The sequence below is a fragment of the Clostridium sp. L2-50 genome (genome assembly GCF_000154245.1).
GTDB lineage: Bacteria > Bacillota > Clostridia > Lachnospirales > Lachnospiraceae > Coprococcus.
Window position 1 is genome coordinate 118732 of record NZ_DS480324.1, and the last position, 19560, is coordinate 138291.

At 42.6% G+C, this 19560-nt stretch carries 15 protein-coding genes; 12 read left to right on the plus strand and 3 right to left on the minus strand.

The features are described 5' to 3' along the window. Window positions 1–58 precede the first annotated feature (58 nt). The 5 genes from CLOL250_RS10165 to CLOL250_RS10185 all read left to right on the plus strand — a co-directional run bounded on the left by CLOL250_RS10165 (window position 59) and on the right by CLOL250_RS10185 (window position 6300). Window positions 59–1522: a putative DNA modification/repair radical SAM protein gene (locus CLOL250_RS10165; RefSeq protein WP_044945888.1), complete on the plus strand. Its 1464-nt coding sequence runs from the start codon at window positions 59–61 to the stop codon at window positions 1520–1522. A 107-nt stretch (window positions 1523–1629) separates the two neighbouring features. Then, window positions 1630–2463 carry a TIGR03915 family putative DNA repair protein gene (locus CLOL250_RS10170; RefSeq protein ID WP_008402328.1) on the plus strand — a complete coding sequence of 278 codons (834 nt, stop codon included), beginning with the start codon at window positions 1630–1632 and terminating at the stop codon, window positions 2461–2463. Window positions 2464–2632: 169 nt separating this feature from the next. Beyond that, window positions 2633–3649 (plus strand): UDP-glucose 4-epimerase GalE, encoded by a 1017-nt coding sequence (galE, locus tag CLOL250_RS10175; RefSeq protein WP_008402329.1) that lies wholly within the window; start codon window positions 2633–2635, stop codon window positions 3647–3649. 112 nt (window positions 3650–3761) lie between these two features. Beyond that, a complete protein-coding gene (locus tag CLOL250_RS10180) occupies window positions 3762–4787 on the plus strand; it encodes an aldo/keto reductase (RefSeq protein WP_008402330.1) in 1026 nt (341 codons plus the stop codon). Between the two features lie 148 nt (window positions 4788–4935). Then, the gene (locus CLOL250_RS10185) at window positions 4936–6300 is read left to right on the plus strand and encodes an MATE family efflux transporter (RefSeq protein WP_044945890.1); all 1365 of its coding nucleotides are present in this window, start codon (window positions 4936–4938) and stop codon (window positions 6298–6300) included. 78 nt (window positions 6301–6378) lie between these two features. Here CLOL250_RS10185 and CLOL250_RS10190 read toward each other — a convergent pair whose 3' ends face one another. Both CLOL250_RS10190 and CLOL250_RS10195 read right to left on the minus strand, forming a co-directional pair. Continuing rightward, window positions 6379–7875: an MATE family efflux transporter gene (locus tag CLOL250_RS10190; protein ID WP_008402332.1), complete on the minus strand. Its 1497-nt coding sequence runs from the start codon at window positions 7873–7875 to the stop codon at window positions 6379–6381. Between the two features lie 121 nt (window positions 7876–7996). Continuing rightward, entirely contained in the window at window positions 7997–8437 is a 441-nt protein-coding gene (locus CLOL250_RS10195; RefSeq protein ID WP_008402333.1) for a MarR family winged helix-turn-helix transcriptional regulator, read from the minus strand. A 280-nt stretch (window positions 8438–8717) separates the two neighbouring features. Here CLOL250_RS10195 and CLOL250_RS10200 point away from each other — a divergent pair, with 280 nt between their 5' ends. Further along, window positions 8718–9446 (plus strand): ATP-binding protein, encoded by a 729-nt coding sequence (locus tag CLOL250_RS10200; RefSeq protein WP_008402334.1) that lies wholly within the window; start codon window positions 8718–8720, stop codon window positions 9444–9446. Window positions 9447–9922: 476 nt separating this feature from the next. Here the strand turns inward: CLOL250_RS10200 and CLOL250_RS10205 are convergent, their stop codons facing one another. Next, on the minus strand, window positions 9923–10651 hold the full coding sequence (locus CLOL250_RS10205) for a LytR/AlgR family response regulator transcription factor (RefSeq protein WP_008402335.1): 729 nt from the start codon (window positions 10649–10651) through the stop codon (window positions 9923–9925). Between the two features lie 150 nt (window positions 10652–10801). Between CLOL250_RS10205 and CLOL250_RS10210 the strand changes: the two genes are divergently transcribed. The 6 genes from CLOL250_RS10210 (at window position 10802) to CLOL250_RS10235 (ending at window position 18997) form a co-directional block, all read left to right on the plus strand. Beyond that, entirely contained in the window at window positions 10802–12145 is a 1344-nt protein-coding gene (locus CLOL250_RS10210; protein WP_008402336.1) for a hypothetical protein, read from the plus strand. Between the two features lie 486 nt (window positions 12146–12631). After that, window positions 12632–13696 (plus strand): sensor histidine kinase, encoded by a 1065-nt coding sequence (locus CLOL250_RS10215; protein ID WP_008402337.1) that lies wholly within the window; start codon window positions 12632–12634, stop codon window positions 13694–13696. Next, complete coding sequence (locus tag CLOL250_RS10220; protein ID WP_008402338.1) at window positions 13689–14393, plus strand: response regulator transcription factor; 705 nt, start codon at window positions 13689–13691, stop codon at window positions 14391–14393. The genes CLOL250_RS10215 and CLOL250_RS10220 overlap by 8 nt, the downstream gene beginning before the upstream one ends. Window positions 14394–14845: 452 nt before the next feature. Then, entirely contained in the window at window positions 14846–15310 is a 465-nt protein-coding gene (locus CLOL250_RS10225; RefSeq protein ID WP_008402340.1) for a MarR family winged helix-turn-helix transcriptional regulator, read from the plus strand. 17 nt (window positions 15311–15327) lie between these two features. Beyond that, the gene (locus CLOL250_RS10230) at window positions 15328–17079 is read left to right on the plus strand and encodes an ABC transporter ATP-binding protein (protein ID WP_008402341.1); all 1752 of its coding nucleotides are present in this window, start codon (window positions 15328–15330) and stop codon (window positions 17077–17079) included. Continuing rightward, window positions 17072–18997 (plus strand): ABC transporter ATP-binding protein, encoded by a 1926-nt coding sequence (locus CLOL250_RS10235; protein ID WP_008402342.1) that lies wholly within the window; start codon window positions 17072–17074, stop codon window positions 18995–18997. Before CLOL250_RS10230 ends, CLOL250_RS10235 begins: the two co-directional genes overlap by 8 nt. The last annotated feature ends 563 nt before the right edge of the window (window positions 18998–19560 follow it).

Below are 19560 nucleotides of genomic sequence, written 5' to 3' on the forward strand. Positions count from 1 at the left end.
ACACAAAAAACAAAAATTTCCACTTGAAAAATCGAACGTAAGTTCTTATAATAAACATATGTTCGAAATACAAGCAAATAAAACTATACAGGAAAAATTACATATACTGGCGGATGCGGCGAAGTATGATGTGGCATGTACATCCAGCGGTGTGGATCGAAAAGGAAAGGAAGGAATGCTCGGAAATGCACGATCCTGCGGAATCTGTCACAGCTTTGCATCAGACGGACGCTGTATCTCTCTGCTCAAGATTCTGATGACGAATCATTGTATTTATGACTGCAAGTATTGCGTGAACCGAGTATCGAATGATGTCAAGCGTGCCACTTTTACGCCGGAGGAGATCTGTGAACTGACGATCGAATTTTATAAAAGGAATTATATAGAAGGGCTGTTCTTAAGCTCCGGTGTGATCCATGATCCGGCATACACGATGGAGCAGATCTGTATAACCTTACAGCTCCTTCGTACAAAATACAGGTTCAACGGATATATTCATGTAAAGACGATTCCGGGTGCACCGGATGAACTACTTGCGGCTGCCGGATTTCTGGCCGACCGCATCAGTGTGAATCTGGAGCTGCCGACTGCGGAGAGCCTAAAGAAGCTTGCTCCGAATAAGAGTTTCCAGACGATCATGACTCCGATGGGGAAGGTGCGTGATACGATCGCAGAGACAAGAACCCTGATAGGGAAAGATGCAAGAATGGAACGCAGTCTGGGGAATCGTTACCTGCCGGGAAGTATATTCGGGAAAGAACAGTTACGGCTGACCGGAGCACAGAGTAATGGAGGCGGCTCTCTTTGGAAGAAAGCTGCTTCCTTTGCTCCGGCAACTCAGGATACATGGAAGCCACGGGCATTTGCACCGGCAGGTCAGAGTACACAGATGATCATTGGGGCATCCGATGAGAGCGACTATACGCTGGTTCAGACAACACAGAAGTTATACCAGAACTATGATCTGAAACGTGTCTTTTATTCCGCCTATATTCCGGTAAATGAGGACTCGGCACTTCCGTCTCTTGCGACTCCGGTTCCGCTTCTGAGAGAACACCGACTGTATCAGGCAGACTGGCTGCTGCGGTTTTACGGATTTCAGGCAGATGAATTGTTGTCGGAGGAGCGACCGAATTTTAATGTCCGGATGGATCCGAAATGCGACTGGGCGATCCGGCATCTGGAACAGTTCCCGATCGAAGTGCAGACAGCTTCTTATGATACGCTGCTCCGGGTGCCGGGGATAGGACCGAAATCAGCAGGCAGGATCGTAAAGGCGAGACGGTACGGACATCTGGAATTTGACCATCTGAAGAAGATGGGCGTGGTGTTGAAACGGGCGCATTATTTTATTACCTGTGGAGGACGGATGATGTATAAGATACCGATCGAAGAGCAGTATATTACCAGACAACTGATAGGCGAGTATGCAAAAGAAAACTGGCAGGTAGAGCATAAGGAAGAAGAATATAGGCAGTTATCCTTTTTTGATGCTCAGGGAGTATTTGGAGTTCCGAATTGATTTGTGGATAAATGTAAAATCCTATTTAAGAATAGACGATTGTATGAAGAAATATTGTCAGGATAGATTTTATAGATAGATGAGGATATAGATGGGAGAATGTAAATATGAGGATATTTACCTGTAAACATCAATTAGAAGATATGATGACCTGCATCTATGATGCATGGGTTTATGCACTCCGGGTCGGACATGATAAGGTGCAGTTACGGACGGAGCCGATCGTGCAGGCAACTTTATTTGACGAGTATGTCCATGTGGATGCCGATGCAGAAAAGACGGAAAAGGTTCTGCGTTCCGTTCGAAATAAGATCGGGATGCAGGCATATATCGATGTGTATTATGCCTGTCTGATGGAAGATGATGTACTGGACGATATCTACCGGTTTTTGCGGATCGGATTTCAGGCAGGACCAAGGGTGATCGGGATGCTTGCAGAGCCTCCGGTTAGCCGGATGCTGGAGATTCGGCGGGCAGTTGGAAATGAAATTCATCATTTTCGGGAATTTGCCAGATTCAATTCGATCGATAATAAGGTGTATGTCTGTCATCTGGAACCGAAGCATGATGTGATCTATCAGGTGGCAGAGCATTTTGCAGACCGGATGCCGGATGAATATTTTATGATCCTTGATGATAACCGGAAGTATGCGGTGATCCATCCGGGAAAACATTACTCAGGGCAGCAGGCAGATAGAGAAAGAGAGATTTCAGAACAGAACCGATATATGAAGGAAAAGGCTCAGAAGATGTATTTGCGGGAGTTGTCCGATGAGGAAATGAAGACGCTCCGACAGACGGAATTATTGAAGGATGAATATACCGAACTCTGGAAGACCTTCTTTCATACGATCGGGATTGAACAGCGGAAGAATCCGACCTGCCAGCGGAATCTGATGCCGATATGGAAGCGGAAGCATGCGGTAGAATTCATGCAGTAAACAAAAAGAATAAAATTTACTAACTTTTAGTAAAAATTTAGCAAAAACTATTGATTAGTTTTTATTCTCGTGTATAATGATGATAGTGGTTATCGTAACAGAGAATCCGGTACCGATAAATGTTGTGATAACCGAAGGTTAAGAATTTATTTTACAGGAGGATTATGATATGAAGATCTTAGTAACAGGTGGTGCTGGTTATATTGGAAGTCATACCTGCGTTGAATTATTAGAAGCAGGATATGATGTAGTAGTTGTTGACAATCTGTATAATGCGAGTCCGAAAGTAATTGGAAGAATAAAAGAGATAACAGGAAAAGACGTAACATTTTATGAGAAGGATATCCGTGATCTGGATGCAATGAATGAAATCTTTGCAAAAGAAAAGCCGGATACAGTAATTCATTTTGCAGGCTTAAAGGCAGTTGGTGAGTCTGTTCGTAAGCCACTCGAATATTATGAGAATAACATTGCGGGTACATTAACACTTTGCAAGGCAATGCGCGAGAATGGATGCAAGAACATTATCTTTTCATCATCTGCAACCGTATATGGCAATCCTGCATTTATTCCGATCACAGAGGAATGTCCAAAGGGTGTCTGCACAAATCCTTACGGCTGGACCAAGCATATGCTTGAGCAGATCCTGACAGATATCCACACAGCAGATCCGGAATGGAATGTAATCCTGCTTCGTTACTTCAATCCAATCGGAGCACATAAGAGCGGACTGATCGGAGAAGATCCAAAGGGTATTCCAAACAACCTGCTTCCTTATGTAGCACAGGTAGCGGTAGGAAAGCTTCCTTGTCTTGGTGTATTCGGTGATGACTATGATACACCGGACGGAACAGGTGTCAGAGATTATATTCATGTTGTAGATCTTGCCAAGGGTCATGTAAAAGCGATCAATAAGATCAAAGAGAATCCGGGTGTAAAGATTTACAATCTGGGTACAGGAAAAGGATACAGCGTTTTAGATGTTGTTAAGGCATTTGAGAAGGCATGCGGCAAGAAGATTCCTTATGAGATCAAGCCTCGTCGTGCAGGTGATATCGCAACCTGTTATTCTGATGCAACTCTTGCTAAGAAAGAACTTGGCTGGGAAGCAGAATACGGAATTGACGAGATGTGCGCAGATTCATGGAGATGGCAGAGCATGAATCCGGATGGCTATGGTGCATAATGAAAATATTCAGTAAATAAGTAACAGACAGGCAATTGTAAACGTGCCGGAATACAGGGCATAGAGAAGATACAATTGCCTGTTTGTTTAAGATAGAAAGGGGTTAGTTTATATGGCTGAATATACAGCTTCAAAGACCAGATATACAGAGACAGAAGGAACGGATTTTTACCGCCATTGCGGTAAAAGCGGTCTGATGCTTCCTCCGATCGCACTTGGTCTCTGGCATAATTTCGGTAGTGTAGATAATTATGAGAATATGAAACAGATGTGCTTTACCGCATTTGATCACGGAATCACACATTTTGATCTGGCAAATAATTACGGTCCGGTATATGGAAGCGCAGAGGAAAACTTCGGCAGAATCCTCCGGGAAGAAATGAGTGCTTACAGAGACGAGATGGTGATCAGTACAAAAGCAGGATTTGATATGTGGGAAGGTCCTTATGGCAACTGGGGCAGCCGCAAATACCTGATCGCGAGTCTGGATCAGAGCTTAAAGAGAATGGGACTTCCATATGTAGATATCTTCTATCATCATCGCATGGATCCGAACACACCATTAGAAGAAACGATGGAAGCACTTGCACAGATCGTAAGAAGCGGTAAGGCTTTATACGTAGGTCTGTCGAATTATGACGGTCCGACGATGGCGAAAGCAGAGCGGATTCTGGACGAACTGCATTGTCCGTTTATCATCAATCAGAATCGTTACAATATTCTGGATCGGACAGTTGAGAAGAACGGACTACTGAAGCAGACATATGCATCCGGAAGAGGACTGATCTGCTTTTCTCCACTGGCACAGGGTATGTTAACCGATAAATATCTGCAGAATATTCCAAAGGACAGTCGGGTGGCAAGAGACGGACGGTTCCTTCATGAGGATCAGGTCGTATCGATGCGTCCGCTTCTGACAGAGTTAAATGATATTGCAGCAGGCTATAATATGAGCTTGTCAGAGCTTGCGATTGCATGGCTGCTGAACAAACCGGAGGTTACAACCGTTTTGATCGGTGCATCGAAGCCGGAACAGATACTCAGTAATCTGAAGGCTGCTGAGAAGCAGAGAACAACCGAGATGGAAGCAGAGGAACTGGCACTGATCGAAAAGGCGGTCAACCTTTATCACGCATAGAGGATAAGTGTTATTTGACTTCACTTCAAAAAAGAATATAATATAAAAGACAGTTCTGAAAAGTATTTTCTGACAGAGAATGCTTTTGAAAGTATTGACGGAACAGAACGGATCATATTGTATGTTATTTTGAAAGAGGAAGACGGTATTGCAGGCACATCAGACAGATTTCTCAAGTGGAAATGTATATAGAAATATTATAGAAGTAGCTGTACCAATGATTCTGGCACAGCTACTTAATCTTTTATATAACGTGGTTGACAGGATCTACATCGGACGGATCCCGGAAGTCGGTACAACTGCACTGACAGGGGTAGGTCTGTGCTTTCCGATCATTTCACTGATCACCGCCTTTACCTATCTGTATGGAAATGGAGGTGCACCGCTTTGTTCCATGGAACGCGGTAAGGGTAATGATGAAGAAGCAGAGCATCTGATGGGAAATGCTTTTACGTTATTGATCGGAACAGGAATTGTATTGACGATTATCGGGCTGATCTTTTATAAGCCGATTCTTTATCTGTTTGGTGCAAGTGATGATACATTCCCATATGCAGGCTCCTATATTCAGATCTATCTGCTGGGAACGGTATTTGTCATGGTATCGGTAGGAATGAATCCGTTTATCAACAGTCAGGGCTTTGGAAATACAGGGATGATATCGGTTCTGATCGGAGCAGTTTTAAATATAATACTGGATCCTATATTTATCTTTGTTTTAAATCTGGGAGTAAGAGGAGCGGCTATTGCGACGATCATTTCTCAGTTTTGCTCGACAGTATGGGTACTTGTATTCCTGACCGGAAAACGGGCAGTGCTTCATTTGAAATGGAGCTGTATGTGGCTGCAGTGGAAACGGGTTTTGCGGATCATCGGTCTGGGAGTATCCAGCTTTATCATGGCATTTACAAACAGTCTGGTACAGGTTGTATGTAATGCGACACTTCAGGTCTATGGTGGGGATATCTATGTGGGCGTTATGACCGTGTTGAATTCCGTGCGCGATATCTGTACACTTCCGGTTATGGGTATTACAAATGGTGCATCTCCGGTCATGAGCTTTAATTATGGAGAAGGGGCATATGAGAAGGTACGGAAAGCCATCCGTTTCCTGACTATATTATGCGTAACCTATACTTTTGCGGCATGGGGCATTCTCAGATTGTTCCCGGAGCCGTTTATCCGTATATTTAATCATTCACCGGAACTGATCGCAAAAGGGGTTCCGGCATTACATATATATTTCTTTGGATTTTGTTTTATGGCATTGCAGTTTACCGGACAGAGTGTGTTCCTTGCGCTTGGAAAGGCGAAAAAGGCTACCTTCTTTTCTCTGCTTCGGAAGGCGTTTATCGTAGTGCCGCTTACCATTCTGCTTCCGAAAATCGGAAATCTTGGAGTGGATGGTGTATTCTGGGCAGAGCCAATCTCGAATCTGATCGGCGGATGTGCCAGCTTCTTTACAATGTGTGCCACGGTGTTGCCTGAATTAAAGCACGAAAAAGCTCGATGAAAAATATAAACGACCGGATAGTCAAATGCCTGTAAGAACAGGATATGATTATCCGGTCATTTTATCTGATAGAATTATTTACTCGATCTCTCGTAGTGCCTTTCTGAACTGGAAGAAGAACAGGATGGCGGTGAAGGTTACGGCGATCAGGTCTGCGATCGGTTCTGCCATGTAGACAGCCATTGTCTTATCTGCGGTGTAGATATGCGGCATAATGAAGATCAATGGGATCAACAGGACGAATTTACGCATGATCGCAACGATGATGGATGCCGGAGCGTTGCCGAGAGCATTGAATGTCATCTGACAGGAGATCTGGATTCCAAATAAGAACATAACCGCAAGGTAGTATCTAAGTGCATCCTTGGTAAATGCGATCAGGGCTGTATCCGGGGTAAAGATGGATGCAAAAACCTGAGGGAAACACATAATGCAAAGCCATAATAAAACAGAATATGTCAGGCTGACCTTTAGCAGAAGTTTGAATGCATCCTTTACTCGGGATGCATTTTTTGCACCATAGTTATAACTGATGATCGGCTGAGCACCCTGCCCAAGTCCCTGAAGTGGGAGCATGGCGAACTGCATGACGCTGGTAAGGATCGTCATAGCACCGACTGCCATATCTCCGCCATATTTCAGAAGGGAGGAGTTGAAGCACACAGATATGATACTTTCACTTCCCTGCATGATAAAGACAGCAGAACCGAGTGCCAGACATGGCAGGATATAGGAGGCCTGCAAACCGAGGTTTTTCACACGGATACGGAGTGTTGTCCGTTTGCCGAAGAGGAAGCTTAAGACCCAGATGCAGGAACAGCCCTGAGAAATGATCGTTGCAAGAGCCGCACCTTTTACCCCCATATGAAGCGCAAAGATAAAGATCGGGTCTAAGATGATATTCGCGATCGCACCGATCAGTACGGACAACATACCTTCTTTGGCGAAGCCCTGTGCAGTGATAAATGCATTCATACCCAGAGTGAGCTGTACAAAGATTGTGCCGATTGCGTAGATATTCATATATGAGGTTGCATAGTTAATGGTATTCTTACTTGCACCGAATGCCAGAAGCAGATCGCGATTCCAAATCAGAAGAACAGCAGTCAGTATAACGGATAAGATGATCTGCATGGTAAAACAGTTACCGAGGATTTTCTCGGCATCGTCTTTTTTATTTTTGCCCATATAGATGGTAGCCCGTGGAGCACCGCCATTTCCGACCAGAGCCGCGAAAGCGGAGATGATCATGATAAGGGGCATACAGACACCGACACCGGTAAGTGCCAGTGAACCGTTTTGTGGAATATGACCAATGTAAATACGATCAACGATGTTATACAGCATATTGATCATCTGTGCGGCGACTGTAGGAAGTGCGAGCTTTGCCAATAATTTACCGATCGGTTCTTTTGCCAGAAATTCCCGGTCGGATGAGCCTGCGTTGTGGGCAATCCGGTTCGGTTGGTTGCTTCTTCCGTTTTTCGATATGGATTCTCCGCCGGTTGGTGGTGAAGCTTTTGATGTGTTGTTTGGAGAATCAGTCATGCTGTAGGCTTGTCTTTGTTTCTTCATGTATATTCCTCGTTCCTTTGATTGATGTTTTATATTGTATAAAAGTTAATTGTGATATAAGCTTGCCTGAATATAGTATTGTCCGAACTGCGAAGTATTCAGGTGACAGGGTGTGATCATGTTATTTTAAATGCGATAACACATTGTCATACAAACGCTTGTTATAGGATGCAAAATTCTTCTTTTCATCATCTGAAAAACCTTCAAAGATGCAGGAGATCAGTTCATCCTGCTTTTTCTCGATCGCATGTACAACGGGAATTGATCTATCAGAGAGCTTCAGATGAATGATCCGTTTATCATTTGTATCCGGATGTCTGGTCAGATAGCCTTTGTCGGCGAGAGAATCAATGGCTGTGGATACATTTCCACGCTGCAGCATACGAAACGCTACGATATCTCTGGCAGTATCATGTGCCGGATTATTGTGTAAAAAAGTAATGATGATAACTTCAATCCGTGAAAGCTTATAGTCTGTCCGGATGCTTTCAAGATATTTTTCCTGAAGCTTCATCAGGCTTTTTGTCATATCAAAAATATTGGATGGCGGTTGTAGGATCATATATATTCCTCATTTCTTAATTAAGTTTTTTTTAGAACTATTATAACTTCAAAAATGAAAGAGTCAACCCATATATATAATTTTTATAGAAAGAGGAAAACGCAGTCAGGGTGTTATCTGGGACAAAATCTAAAGGCAAAAATATTATTGACAGAGAAAAAATAATAGATATACTAAAATTTGTACGCACAGATAGGATAGCTAAGTATAAAATTTTATTGCATACCGGATCACCTGTATTGCAGAGTTACATATAGAAATAGGATAATCAGAGGATAATATGCCGCAGATAAACGAGAAAACATGGATAATTATAGCAGTAGTAATTGCGCTTATAGGATCGCTGATCTACAATATCATTTCAGCAAAAAAGCTGAAAAAGAAAAGACAACAGTTTACAAGAAGTATTCAGTCTTCGTATACGCATATGAAGACGATCGAGGATACCAATAAAAAGATATATGAGATTTCAAATGAGATCAATGAACTGATCAGAGAACAGAAAGACACCAAAGGATATATAGAAAAAAAGAAGAAGGAGATCGAACAGATCAGACAGATGATTGTGACAAATGACACGATCCTTGACTGCACGATCTCAGATAAGCGGGATCTTGCAACAGAAAAACAGATCGCATTTACCTATAATATCCCGACCGGTTTACCGGAGATTCAGATGGAAGATGTCGACAAGATCCGTCTGTTTGCCAATCTGTTAGACAATGCGATAGAAGCAGCCGAGTCTGTACCGGCACAGGATATAAATGGGAAAAATAAAAGATACATACATATATCGATATTGAATCGTGGAAGCAACTTCTTTGTTACCATTGAAAATTCCAAAAGAACGGAGATTTCTGTTACAGAAAATCAATTCCATACAACAAAACTCGATGCAGAAAACCATGGCAGGGGTGTCCGGATTATCCGTCAGATCGTCGCCAAATACGATGGCACGGTCGAGTTTACCGACAAGGGCGATACCTTCGAAGTCGCGGTTATGTTGTAAATGGCATCTTTTTTGTTCGTAAAAGAGTTTCATCTGTGATATACTAAATCCGTTGCCACCCCTATATAGGCACAGAAAGGGGGGTTGACTTACGGAAGTGTTAGTATCGTTTATTATCTCTGTTATGGCAAGTGTAGTTGCCTACTACATATGCAAATGGTTGGACGGAGACAAATAATCGGCAACCAGCCTAAGGTTTAAGCCACCTTTGCCGAAACGGAATAGAAAAAGCCATGAGTGGCATCTCATGGCTTTTTTGTTGCCCTTACGGACTGTTAATATCGTTTTTGCCTAAACACAATATATCATATGCTCCGGTTAAAATCAAGTATTCCCTTTTTTATCAGAAATATTGTTATTTGCAGAATTTTATTTTCTGAAACATATGAAAGCAACTAGATAGTGAGAATAGAACGGGAGTGTTCTGCGGCATGAATGGATACAAGCGCATGTCATATAGTTGTCTTGTCGTTAGTTTACAACATAGCGTGCTCGGAAATGTATTTCAGGTAGGCGGCTTTGATCGGCTTGGCGTAACGCCTGCCGACAGGCAGTTTAACACCGTCAGTCAGTTCAATCTCCTGTGAGGCGGCATTTTTAACATATTCAAGATTCACCACAAAAGAACTGTGGCATTGTGAGAAACAGGCAGGAAGACGCTTACTTACAGCCTGAATGGATTCGTATACTTTGTACGATTTTTGTTCATTTGTATAGATAATGATCTCCCGCCCGATTCGTTCGATATATGTGATCGAATCGCAGGGGAGTGTATAGCGTTTGCGATTGGAAGTAATATCCAGAAATCGAGTCTTGCGTTCGACAGTAAGCCGGACTGCTTTATCGAGGGCTTTTGGCAGATATCTTTGTATGGAATCCTTCGTAACATAATATATATGACGGACTTCATAAGAGTCAGAGATATAATCGGTATGGCTGGTAAGAAAAATAACTGCACATTGCGGGCATCGTTGGTTGATCGCAGAAGCGAGGTCGATACCATTTAATTCGCCCATCTCAATATCTAAAATGGCAATATCATAGTCGAGCATATCATTTTCAAGCAACTTCTTTAGTTCTTCCGGTTTGTAAGGATTGATCACGGATGTAAATGCTGTGTAAGTATTCAGACAGGAATGTACGAAGGTTGTTGTTTCTTTTAATTGTAAATCCGAATCATCGCATAATAAAAGTTTTAAGTCCATATTTGTTGCCCCCTGCAAATAGTAATTCCCAAGAAGAATTATTTCTAATTAACTGGTAATATTATAGTAAATTTGTTAATATAAGACAAGAAAAAAGTCAGAAAATGGATGCGGGATACAGTGGCCGGAACATAGAAGGTGAGATAATAAATGAACATATGGACATTCCTGCAGGTGCTCGGAGCAGCCCTGATCACGGCATTACAATTTAATATTTATCTGGGTGCTTATATGGGAATGGATCGTGGAAGAAGAGACCGGATCTATCTGGGATTGAATATTTTAAATATGTTTTTCCTCCGCGTTTTAATAAATACAAGTATACAGCTTGATGCACCGGTATGGTTTCGCACCATCGTCTATACTTTTGGATTTGCGATGATGCTTGTAGGTGTCGTATTATACCGTAAAGAGCGCATGGTTATAAATTTGGTATCATTTATGGTGGGTATTATGACATTTGATCTTGTTACGGTGACGATGTCAGCAGTGATCGAGGAGCTGTTTGGATATGCATATAATGATACACCGGTATTATACAGTGCAAAGGCATTGCTTGTCTGGCTTGGGGTAGAAGCCTTGCGTGAGGGCATAGGAACGATCATTGAAGTCTGGTTTATGCGGACATTTATGCCATACGGGAAGTTCCGGAGACAATCATTTGCCAGAAGCATGGTGTGGATTCTGGCTGTTGGAACCGGATATATGATGTTGGTCGTGTATTTTGTGACTATGGTAAAAGAGGTTAATCTGATGTCACAGTTTATAGCACTGGGAATCTGGGCATCTGCTTTTATAGTTACGTATCATCTGTATACGATCGTATATAATAGCTATCAAAGAAAAATGATACGTTTTCTGGAAGCAAAGATGAAGCAGCAGAAAGAGGATTATGAGAAGCTTCTGGCTGATTACAACAGGCTGCGGGATATCAAGCATGATCTGTATAATTATGTGCATATACTTGATCTGGCAGGAGATGTCCGGAAGGAACAGGAGCAGATCAGACAGTTACAGGAGGATCTGAAACCGGGAAAACAGAAGGAGTATATAAAATACACAGATCATTCAATCCTGAATCTGGCATTAAATAATGTTACATCTGTCTGTGAGGGTGCAGGTATTCATCCGGAAGTTGCAGCAGAAGAAATTCAGATTGATACAAATGTAGAACTCGACATGGGATATCTGATCGAGCGGATGGTACATAATGTTATTTTGTTGAATGAAGATCAGGGAGAGAATAAGCGGGATTCCATATCAGAGTCATTGCCCCGGACACTTCGGATTCAGATCGCACCATCGGAATCCTCAGATGGAAATATTCAGGTTGTGCTTAAGGGTATCGGACTTCGCATGAAGGGTATTGAGATGAATTCAGATAACAGAAAGGAGATACGGAATAATAAGCAGATCATCCAGTTTATTATGGAGCGGCATGAGGGATTCCAGTGGAATAACAGGAAAGAATCTCATCTGTATCTGACCGCATGAGCAGAGACCCGTATCCGGAATTTGTAGAAATATGTCGATTACGACGGAAACATTGCAGATTACGACAGGTTTATTGTATCTGATAAATGTTTTGATATAATAACCTCATAGGTATATCGAAAACCGATATATTATTGAGAGGGAAAGTTCATAATATATGCATTTATGTCAGAGAGGACATATATTTTTCAGCCCAATCAGCTCTCCTTGCTGCAAGATTGTGGAAGCTCAGAATGAGTGCAGTAGATTATGGTTGCAAAATATGAAAAGCATACATTGGAACGGATAAGGGAAGATCTGATAGTTGTACCGAGAAACGCAGGTATCAGGTCTTCTTTTTTTAGCCTTTTACCATGCCTTAACCGTAAAACGTGCTACAATATATATTGTGACAGTTTAGAATATGCATATATAATAATGCTTGTCAAAATTGATTGAAATGGATACGATTGTTATAACAGATTACAAAAAGATACAGCGGAGAAAATGATGAACAGATTCCTGAATTTTACAAAGAATTTTTTAATTACGGCAGCGATATTGGTATGTGGATTTTTGTTGTCCCTGTTTATGCAGAAGGAGTGGGGAAATCAGACTTTGATACCCTCTATTTTTCTGTTGGATGTATTTCTGGTATCCGTTATCACAGATGGTTTCTTATATGGTGCGGTCGCATCTGTCATCAGCATTCTGGCGGTAAATTATGCATTTACATTTCCTTATTTTAAGATTAATTTTACGATTCCGGAAAATATGATCTCTGCCGTTATCATGATAGCTATTGCAGTTATTACCTGCGGATTTACAAATAAGCTGAAGAGTCAGGAACAGTTAAAGGCAGAGAGTGAGCAGGAGAAGATGCGGGCAAACCTGCTCCGATCCGTATCCCATGATTTTCGGACACCGCTTACAACGATTTATGGTGCAAGCTCTGCAATGTTAGATGACAAGAATGAATTTACGGAGGAGCAGAAGAAAAGTATGCTTCGCGGAATCAAACAGGATGCGCAATGGCTGTCACGAATGGTTGAGAATATGTTATCGATTACCAGACTGGATGGAAAAAATGTTAAGATCATTAAGATCCCGATCGCGCTGGATGAGCTGTTAGATTCTGTCCTGGTTAAGTTCAATAAACGGTATGAAGATCAGAATGTTGAGATTGACATTCCGGATGAACTGATCATGATTCCGATGGATGCGATCTTAGTCGAGCAGTTGATCCTGAATCTGTTAGAAAATGCAGTTCAGCATGCAGAGGGAATGAGTAAGCTTGGGCTTCGTGTATATACGAGTGGGCATTTTGCAGTATTTGAGATTCGGGACAACGGATGTGGTATTCCGGTTGACAAGGTAAAGGATATATTTGCAGGGAAGCTGGTTTATGGTGAATCAGGACTTGACAGCAGTAAGAAAAATGCAGGGATCGGATTGTCGGTATGTACCACGATCGTAAAAGCCCATGGTGGTGAGATCTCTGCGGAGAATCTGCAGGATGGCGGTGCTGTTGTGCGGTTTACATTGGATATGGAGGAAACTGAGAATGATTAATAACAGATATAAGATATTGATAATTGAAGACGAAGAACATATTAATAATCTGATCAGTGCGCTGATGGAAGCAAATGGATATCAGGCTGTTTCCGCATATTCCTGTCGGGGGGGACAGATGATGTTTGCATCCCATCGTCCTGATCTGGTCATTCTGGATCTGGGATTGCCGGATCGGGATGGAATGACATTTTTAAGGGAAGTGCGGCAATCATCATTTACACCGATCATCGTTTTATCGGCACGTTCTGATGAGAGGGATAAAGTAGAGGCACTCAATGAGGGTGCAAATGATTATGTAACCAAGCCATTCAGTTCAAATGAACTGGTAGCAAGGGTACGTTCAGCACTCCGTATCGCTACGCATCGGGCAGAGGACGGATTGCGGCCGGGTGGAAGGTTCGAGGTTGGAGAGCTGGTTATCAATTATGATGCAAGACTGGTTACGATCGCCGGAAATGAAGTGAAGCTGACACAGACAGAATATAATATTGTAGCGTTGTTATCCGAGCATGCAGGTAAGATGCTGACCTACAGTTTTATCATCAACGAGATCTGGGGATATAATGATTCGGGAAGCCGGAAGAAGCTGCAGGTGAATATGGCGAATATCCGAAAGAAGTTCGGTGCAGTTCCCGGTAAGGAGAATTACATAACGAATGAATTAGGGGTCGGATACCGGATGTGCGATTCATAGAAAAGAATTCTGAAACTCTACAGCATTCGGTCACGGGGATGGCGCTTGTTATAAATAACGTGCTGCGATTTCTGTTCTCTGGACATTGCCCTATTCGTAAATACTCCTGTGCTAACTCGCTTCACACGGACAAGCACTCGTATTTACCGGCAATGTGCAGTTCACAACGAAATCTCGCAATGTTATTTTATAACAAGCACCATCCCCGTGACCGAGTGCTGTAGAGTTTTTTGTATAATTAGATAATTGACTATAAGAGAAAGATTTTATGTTTTTTTAATATAAAATACAGGAAGTGGTGTTGACACATTCTTTTTTTTGAACTAAAATGTAGCGTGCTACACATGAAAAAAGATGTATAGTATGTATAAGATATGCAAGCTATATAACATTAAATGTAAGAGCATTTTCCGGAAATTATACATAGCTGTAAATAAAAGAAAGGAACCGTAATGGAACAGGAAAAGGATATGGATGCAGATCGAAAGCTGCCGTGTGGTCCGGAGAAGGACATCGGTTATTATATTAAGCGGATCAATGATAAGCTGAAGGCCGGATTTGACGCATATTTATGTGACGTGGATCTGACCAGTTCACAGGCAAGAGTGATTGAATATGTGTACTGGAATGGTGGAATGGTGACACAGAAGGAGATCGAGGTATTTCTGGATGTAGCGCATCCGACAGTTGTCGGCATCGTGAACCGTCTGGAAAAGAAAGGTTATCTGAACTGTCATCTGGATGAGAATAACAAACGAAATAAGATGGTATGCAGCACCTGTGAAGCTGAAAAACTGCTCAATAAAATGTATGAAGGCAGGAGAGCTGCGGAACAGAGACTGCTTCATTCTTTTTCAGAGAATGAGGTGGCGCAGGCGAAAAAGCTGCTTGAAAAATTATATGAAAATATCAGATAAAGAAAGAAGGAGGACGTATGATCAGAAAATTATTAAAAAGTTTGCGGGAATATAAGAAGCCGACACTGCTTACGATATTCTGTGCAGCAATTGAAGTAGTATTTGAGATTTTAATTCCACTTTGTATGTCTGATCTGTTGGATTTTGGTATCGAAGGTGGAAAGATGAGTATTGTCGTAAAGGATGGAACATGGCTGATTGTGCTTGCAGCCTTACAGCTTTTAACAGGTGTGCTTGCAGCAGTTCTCGGTGCGAAAGCGTCAGCAGGATTTTCCGCAAATCTGCGACAGGATATCTATGATAATGTCCAGACATTTTCATTTTCTAACATAGATAAGTTTTCCACTTCATCTATCGTAACAAGACTGACCACAGACGTAACGAATATTCAGAACGCATATCAGATGATCATTCGTATTGCAGTCAGAGGACCGATCATGCTGATCTTTTCCGTGATCGTTTCCTTTACGATCAATGCAAAACTGGCATGGATATTCCTGATCGTTATTCCATTTATGGGATTCGGTCTGATATTTATAGCAACCAAGGTACACCCGATCTTCGAACGGGTATTCCACAAATATGACGGTTTAAATAATATCGTTCAGGAAAATGTAAAGGGAATGCGGGTTGTCAAATCCTTTAATTCGCAGGAAGCCGAGATCGGCAAATTCAAACATGCATCAGGTGATATCTATAAGGATTTTGTAAAGGCAGAAAGAATCCTGGCATTTAACTCTCCTTTGATGCAGTTCTTCATGTATGGATGTATGATCGCAATTTCATGGATCGGTGCAAAAGCCATTGTGGCAAGCGGAAATAACGAAGCACTTGGACTTACGACCGGTAAGTTGACTGCACTTATCACATATGCGATGCAGATATTGATGGCACTTATGATGTTATCAATGGTATTTGTCATGATCATGATATCCAGATCTTCAACGGAACGTATCGTTGAGGTGCTTGAGGAGACAACTACGATACAGAATCCGGAGAACCCGGTTCAGACTGTTGCAGATGGTTCGATCGTGTATGATCATGTGGATTTCTCTTACAGCAAACGGGCAGATAAGAAAGTTATTGACGGAGCAGATCTTAAGATCCGATCCGGTGAGACTGTTGGTATTATCGGTGGAACCGGTTCATCGAAGTCTTCCTTTGTCCAGTTGATCCCTCGTCTGTATGATGTGACAGGCGGAACACTTATGGTCGGTGGCGTGGATGTCCGCAAATATGACCTGCAGGTGCTTCGTGATGCAGTTGCAATGGTTCTTCAGAAGAATGAACTGTTTTCAGGGACGATAAAAGAGAACCTCCGCTGGGGAAATGAACAGGCGACGGATGAAGAAGTAAAAGAAGCCTGCCGTCTTGCCTGCGCGGATGAATTCGTTGAGGCGATGCCGGATGGATATGATACCTATATTGAACAGGGTGGAACAAATGTCTCCGGTGGACAGAAGCAGCGTCTTTGTATTGCGCGGGCACTTCTTAAGAAACCGAAGATATTGATCCTCGATGATTCGACCAGTGCGGTTGATACGAAGACCGATGCGATGATCCAGAAAGCATTTGCCGAATACCTGCCGGACACGACCAAGATCATCATTGCGCAGAGAATTTCCTCTGTTCAGCACGCAGATAAGATCGTGGTATTGGATGATGGTAAGATCATGGATGTAGGTACGCATGAAGAATTGATCGTAAAGAGTCCGATCTACAGAGAAGTATATGAATCACAGCAGAAGGGAGGCGGTCAGGATGAGTAAACAGAAGAAACAGATGAACGCACCCGACAGAGAGCAGGGCAGCAGGGTCAATAAAAATACAGCCAAACGGCTGCTGTCCTATATCGGAGCATATAAGAAGACGCTGGTTGTTGTATTTATCTGTATTATCTTAAGTGCACTTGCAAGTGTAGCGTCGGCAATGTTTATCGAGATACTGATCGATGATTATATCATCCCGATCCTTGCAATGGATCATCCGGTCTATACCGGGCTGATCAAGGCACTTTGCATGGTAGGCGTTATTTACCTGATCGGTGTATTTTCTACATGGTTTTATAACTACCTGATGGTAGGGATCGCACAGGGAACTCTGAAAACCATACGAGATGAGATGTTCGAGAAGATGCAGAGCCTGCCAATCCGTTATTTTGATACGCATACACACGGAGATATCATGAGCTGCTATACCAACGATACTGATACGCTCCGCCAGATGATCGCACAGTCCCTTTCACAGATGATCTCATCGATATGTACGGTTGTTGCGGTATTCTGCTGTATGTTATATCAGAGCATTTATCTGACACTGATCGTTGTCGTGATGCTGTTCTTTATCATGAAGCTGGTGAAGGTCATCGGTGGCAAGAGTGGATTTTATTTTATAAAACAGCAGCAGACACTTGGTGCATTAGATGGTTATATCGAGGAAATGGTCAATGGCCAGAAGGTTGTTAAGGTATTCTGCCACGAAGAGAAAGCCAGAGAAGATTTCCAGAAAAAGAATCAGGAATGGCAGCAGGCAGCAGCCAGTGCAAATGGTTATGCAAGCGGAATGATGCCGATGATGAATGCACTTGGTTATGTGCAGTATGTAGTTGTAGCGGTTGTTGGAGCATGGCTTGCGATCTCCGGTGCAACAAATCTGACGCTGGTCGGAACGAATACAGCCACCCTTGGTATGATCGCATCCTTCCTCACGTTGTCGAAGAACTTTACCAATCCGATCTCGCAGCTTTCGAATCAGTTCAATGCGATCGTAACGGCGCTTGCAGGCGCGGAACGTATCTTTAAGCTGATCGATGAAGAACCGGAAGTGGATAATGGTTATGTAACACTTGCAAATGTCAAAGAGGAAAATGGTGAGCTGGTGGAAGTGAAAGAACGAACCGGAATCTGGGCATGGAAGCATCCACATGAGGATGGCAGTCTTACTTACCAGAGATTAGAGGGCGATATCGTTCTGGATCATGTGGATTTCAGCTACAATCCGGACAAACAGATTCTGCGTGATGTGACGCTCTATGCGAAACCGGGTCAGAAGATCGCATTTGTAGGTGCTACCGGAGCAGGAAAAACGACGATCACCAATCTGATCAATCGTTTCTATGATATAGACGATGGTAAGATCCGGTATGACGGAATCAATATTAATAAGATCCGCAAGAAGGATCTGCGGGCATCTCTCGGTATCGTATTACAGGAGGTCAATCTGTTTACCGGAACGGTTATGGAGAACCTGAAATATGGAAATCCAAATGCCACGGATGAGGAATGTATTGCAGCCGCCAAGCTTGCGAATGCGCATAATTTCATTATGATGCTGCCAAATGGTTATGACACGGTGCTTGCCGGAGATGGAAGCGGATTGTCACAGGGACAGCGGCAGTTGATCTCGATCGCAAGAGCAGCCGTATCCAATCCGCCGGTTATGATATTGGATGAAGCAACCTCCTCGATCGATACAAGAACGGAGGCGATGGTTCAGCAGGGAATGGACCGGCTGATGGAAGGCAGAACCGTATTTGTCATTGCACATCGTTTGTCTACAGTTAAGAATTCGGATGTTATCATGGTACTGGATCATGGCGCAGTCATTGAACGTGGTACACATGAGGATCTGATCGCAAAGAAAGGAACCTATTACCAGCTTTATACCGGAGCATTTGAATTGGAGTGATAAATAGTAAAAACTCTACTGTTACCTGTCTCTGGTGGTTGCGCTTATTATAAATAACGTGCTGCGATTTCTGTTTACTGCATATGCCTGATTCGTAAATACTCCTGTGCTAACTCGCGTTCGGTTGAGCGGAGCACTTAGTGAAGACGAGCGTTAGCGTAGTTTGAGGTTAGTGTAGCTTACTCTGATCCGGCAACAACGAAATCTCGCAATATTATTTTATAATAAGCATAATACCCAGCCCTAGGAAGCAGTAGAGTTTTTTGCTATTTTTAGGCAGGCGGTAAATGGTGGATAGCGTATTGATTATAGCATGACTAGGTTTGCTATAAGAGAAAGTTATAACGAATTCTAATATTTATGTATTGTATTTTAGTTGGAATTTGTTATATAATTCATACATTCCGAATAGGAATAGTAAGATAATGATGCGCAGAAACAAAAATTGTATTAAGTTTGAACACTTCGGATTACCAAGACAGAGGCATTTGAGTCCGCCGGTCCTTAGGTGGCGCTGTAAGCGGCAGCTTAGTACCGTTGCAGGACGAAACGAGCGGAAGCGT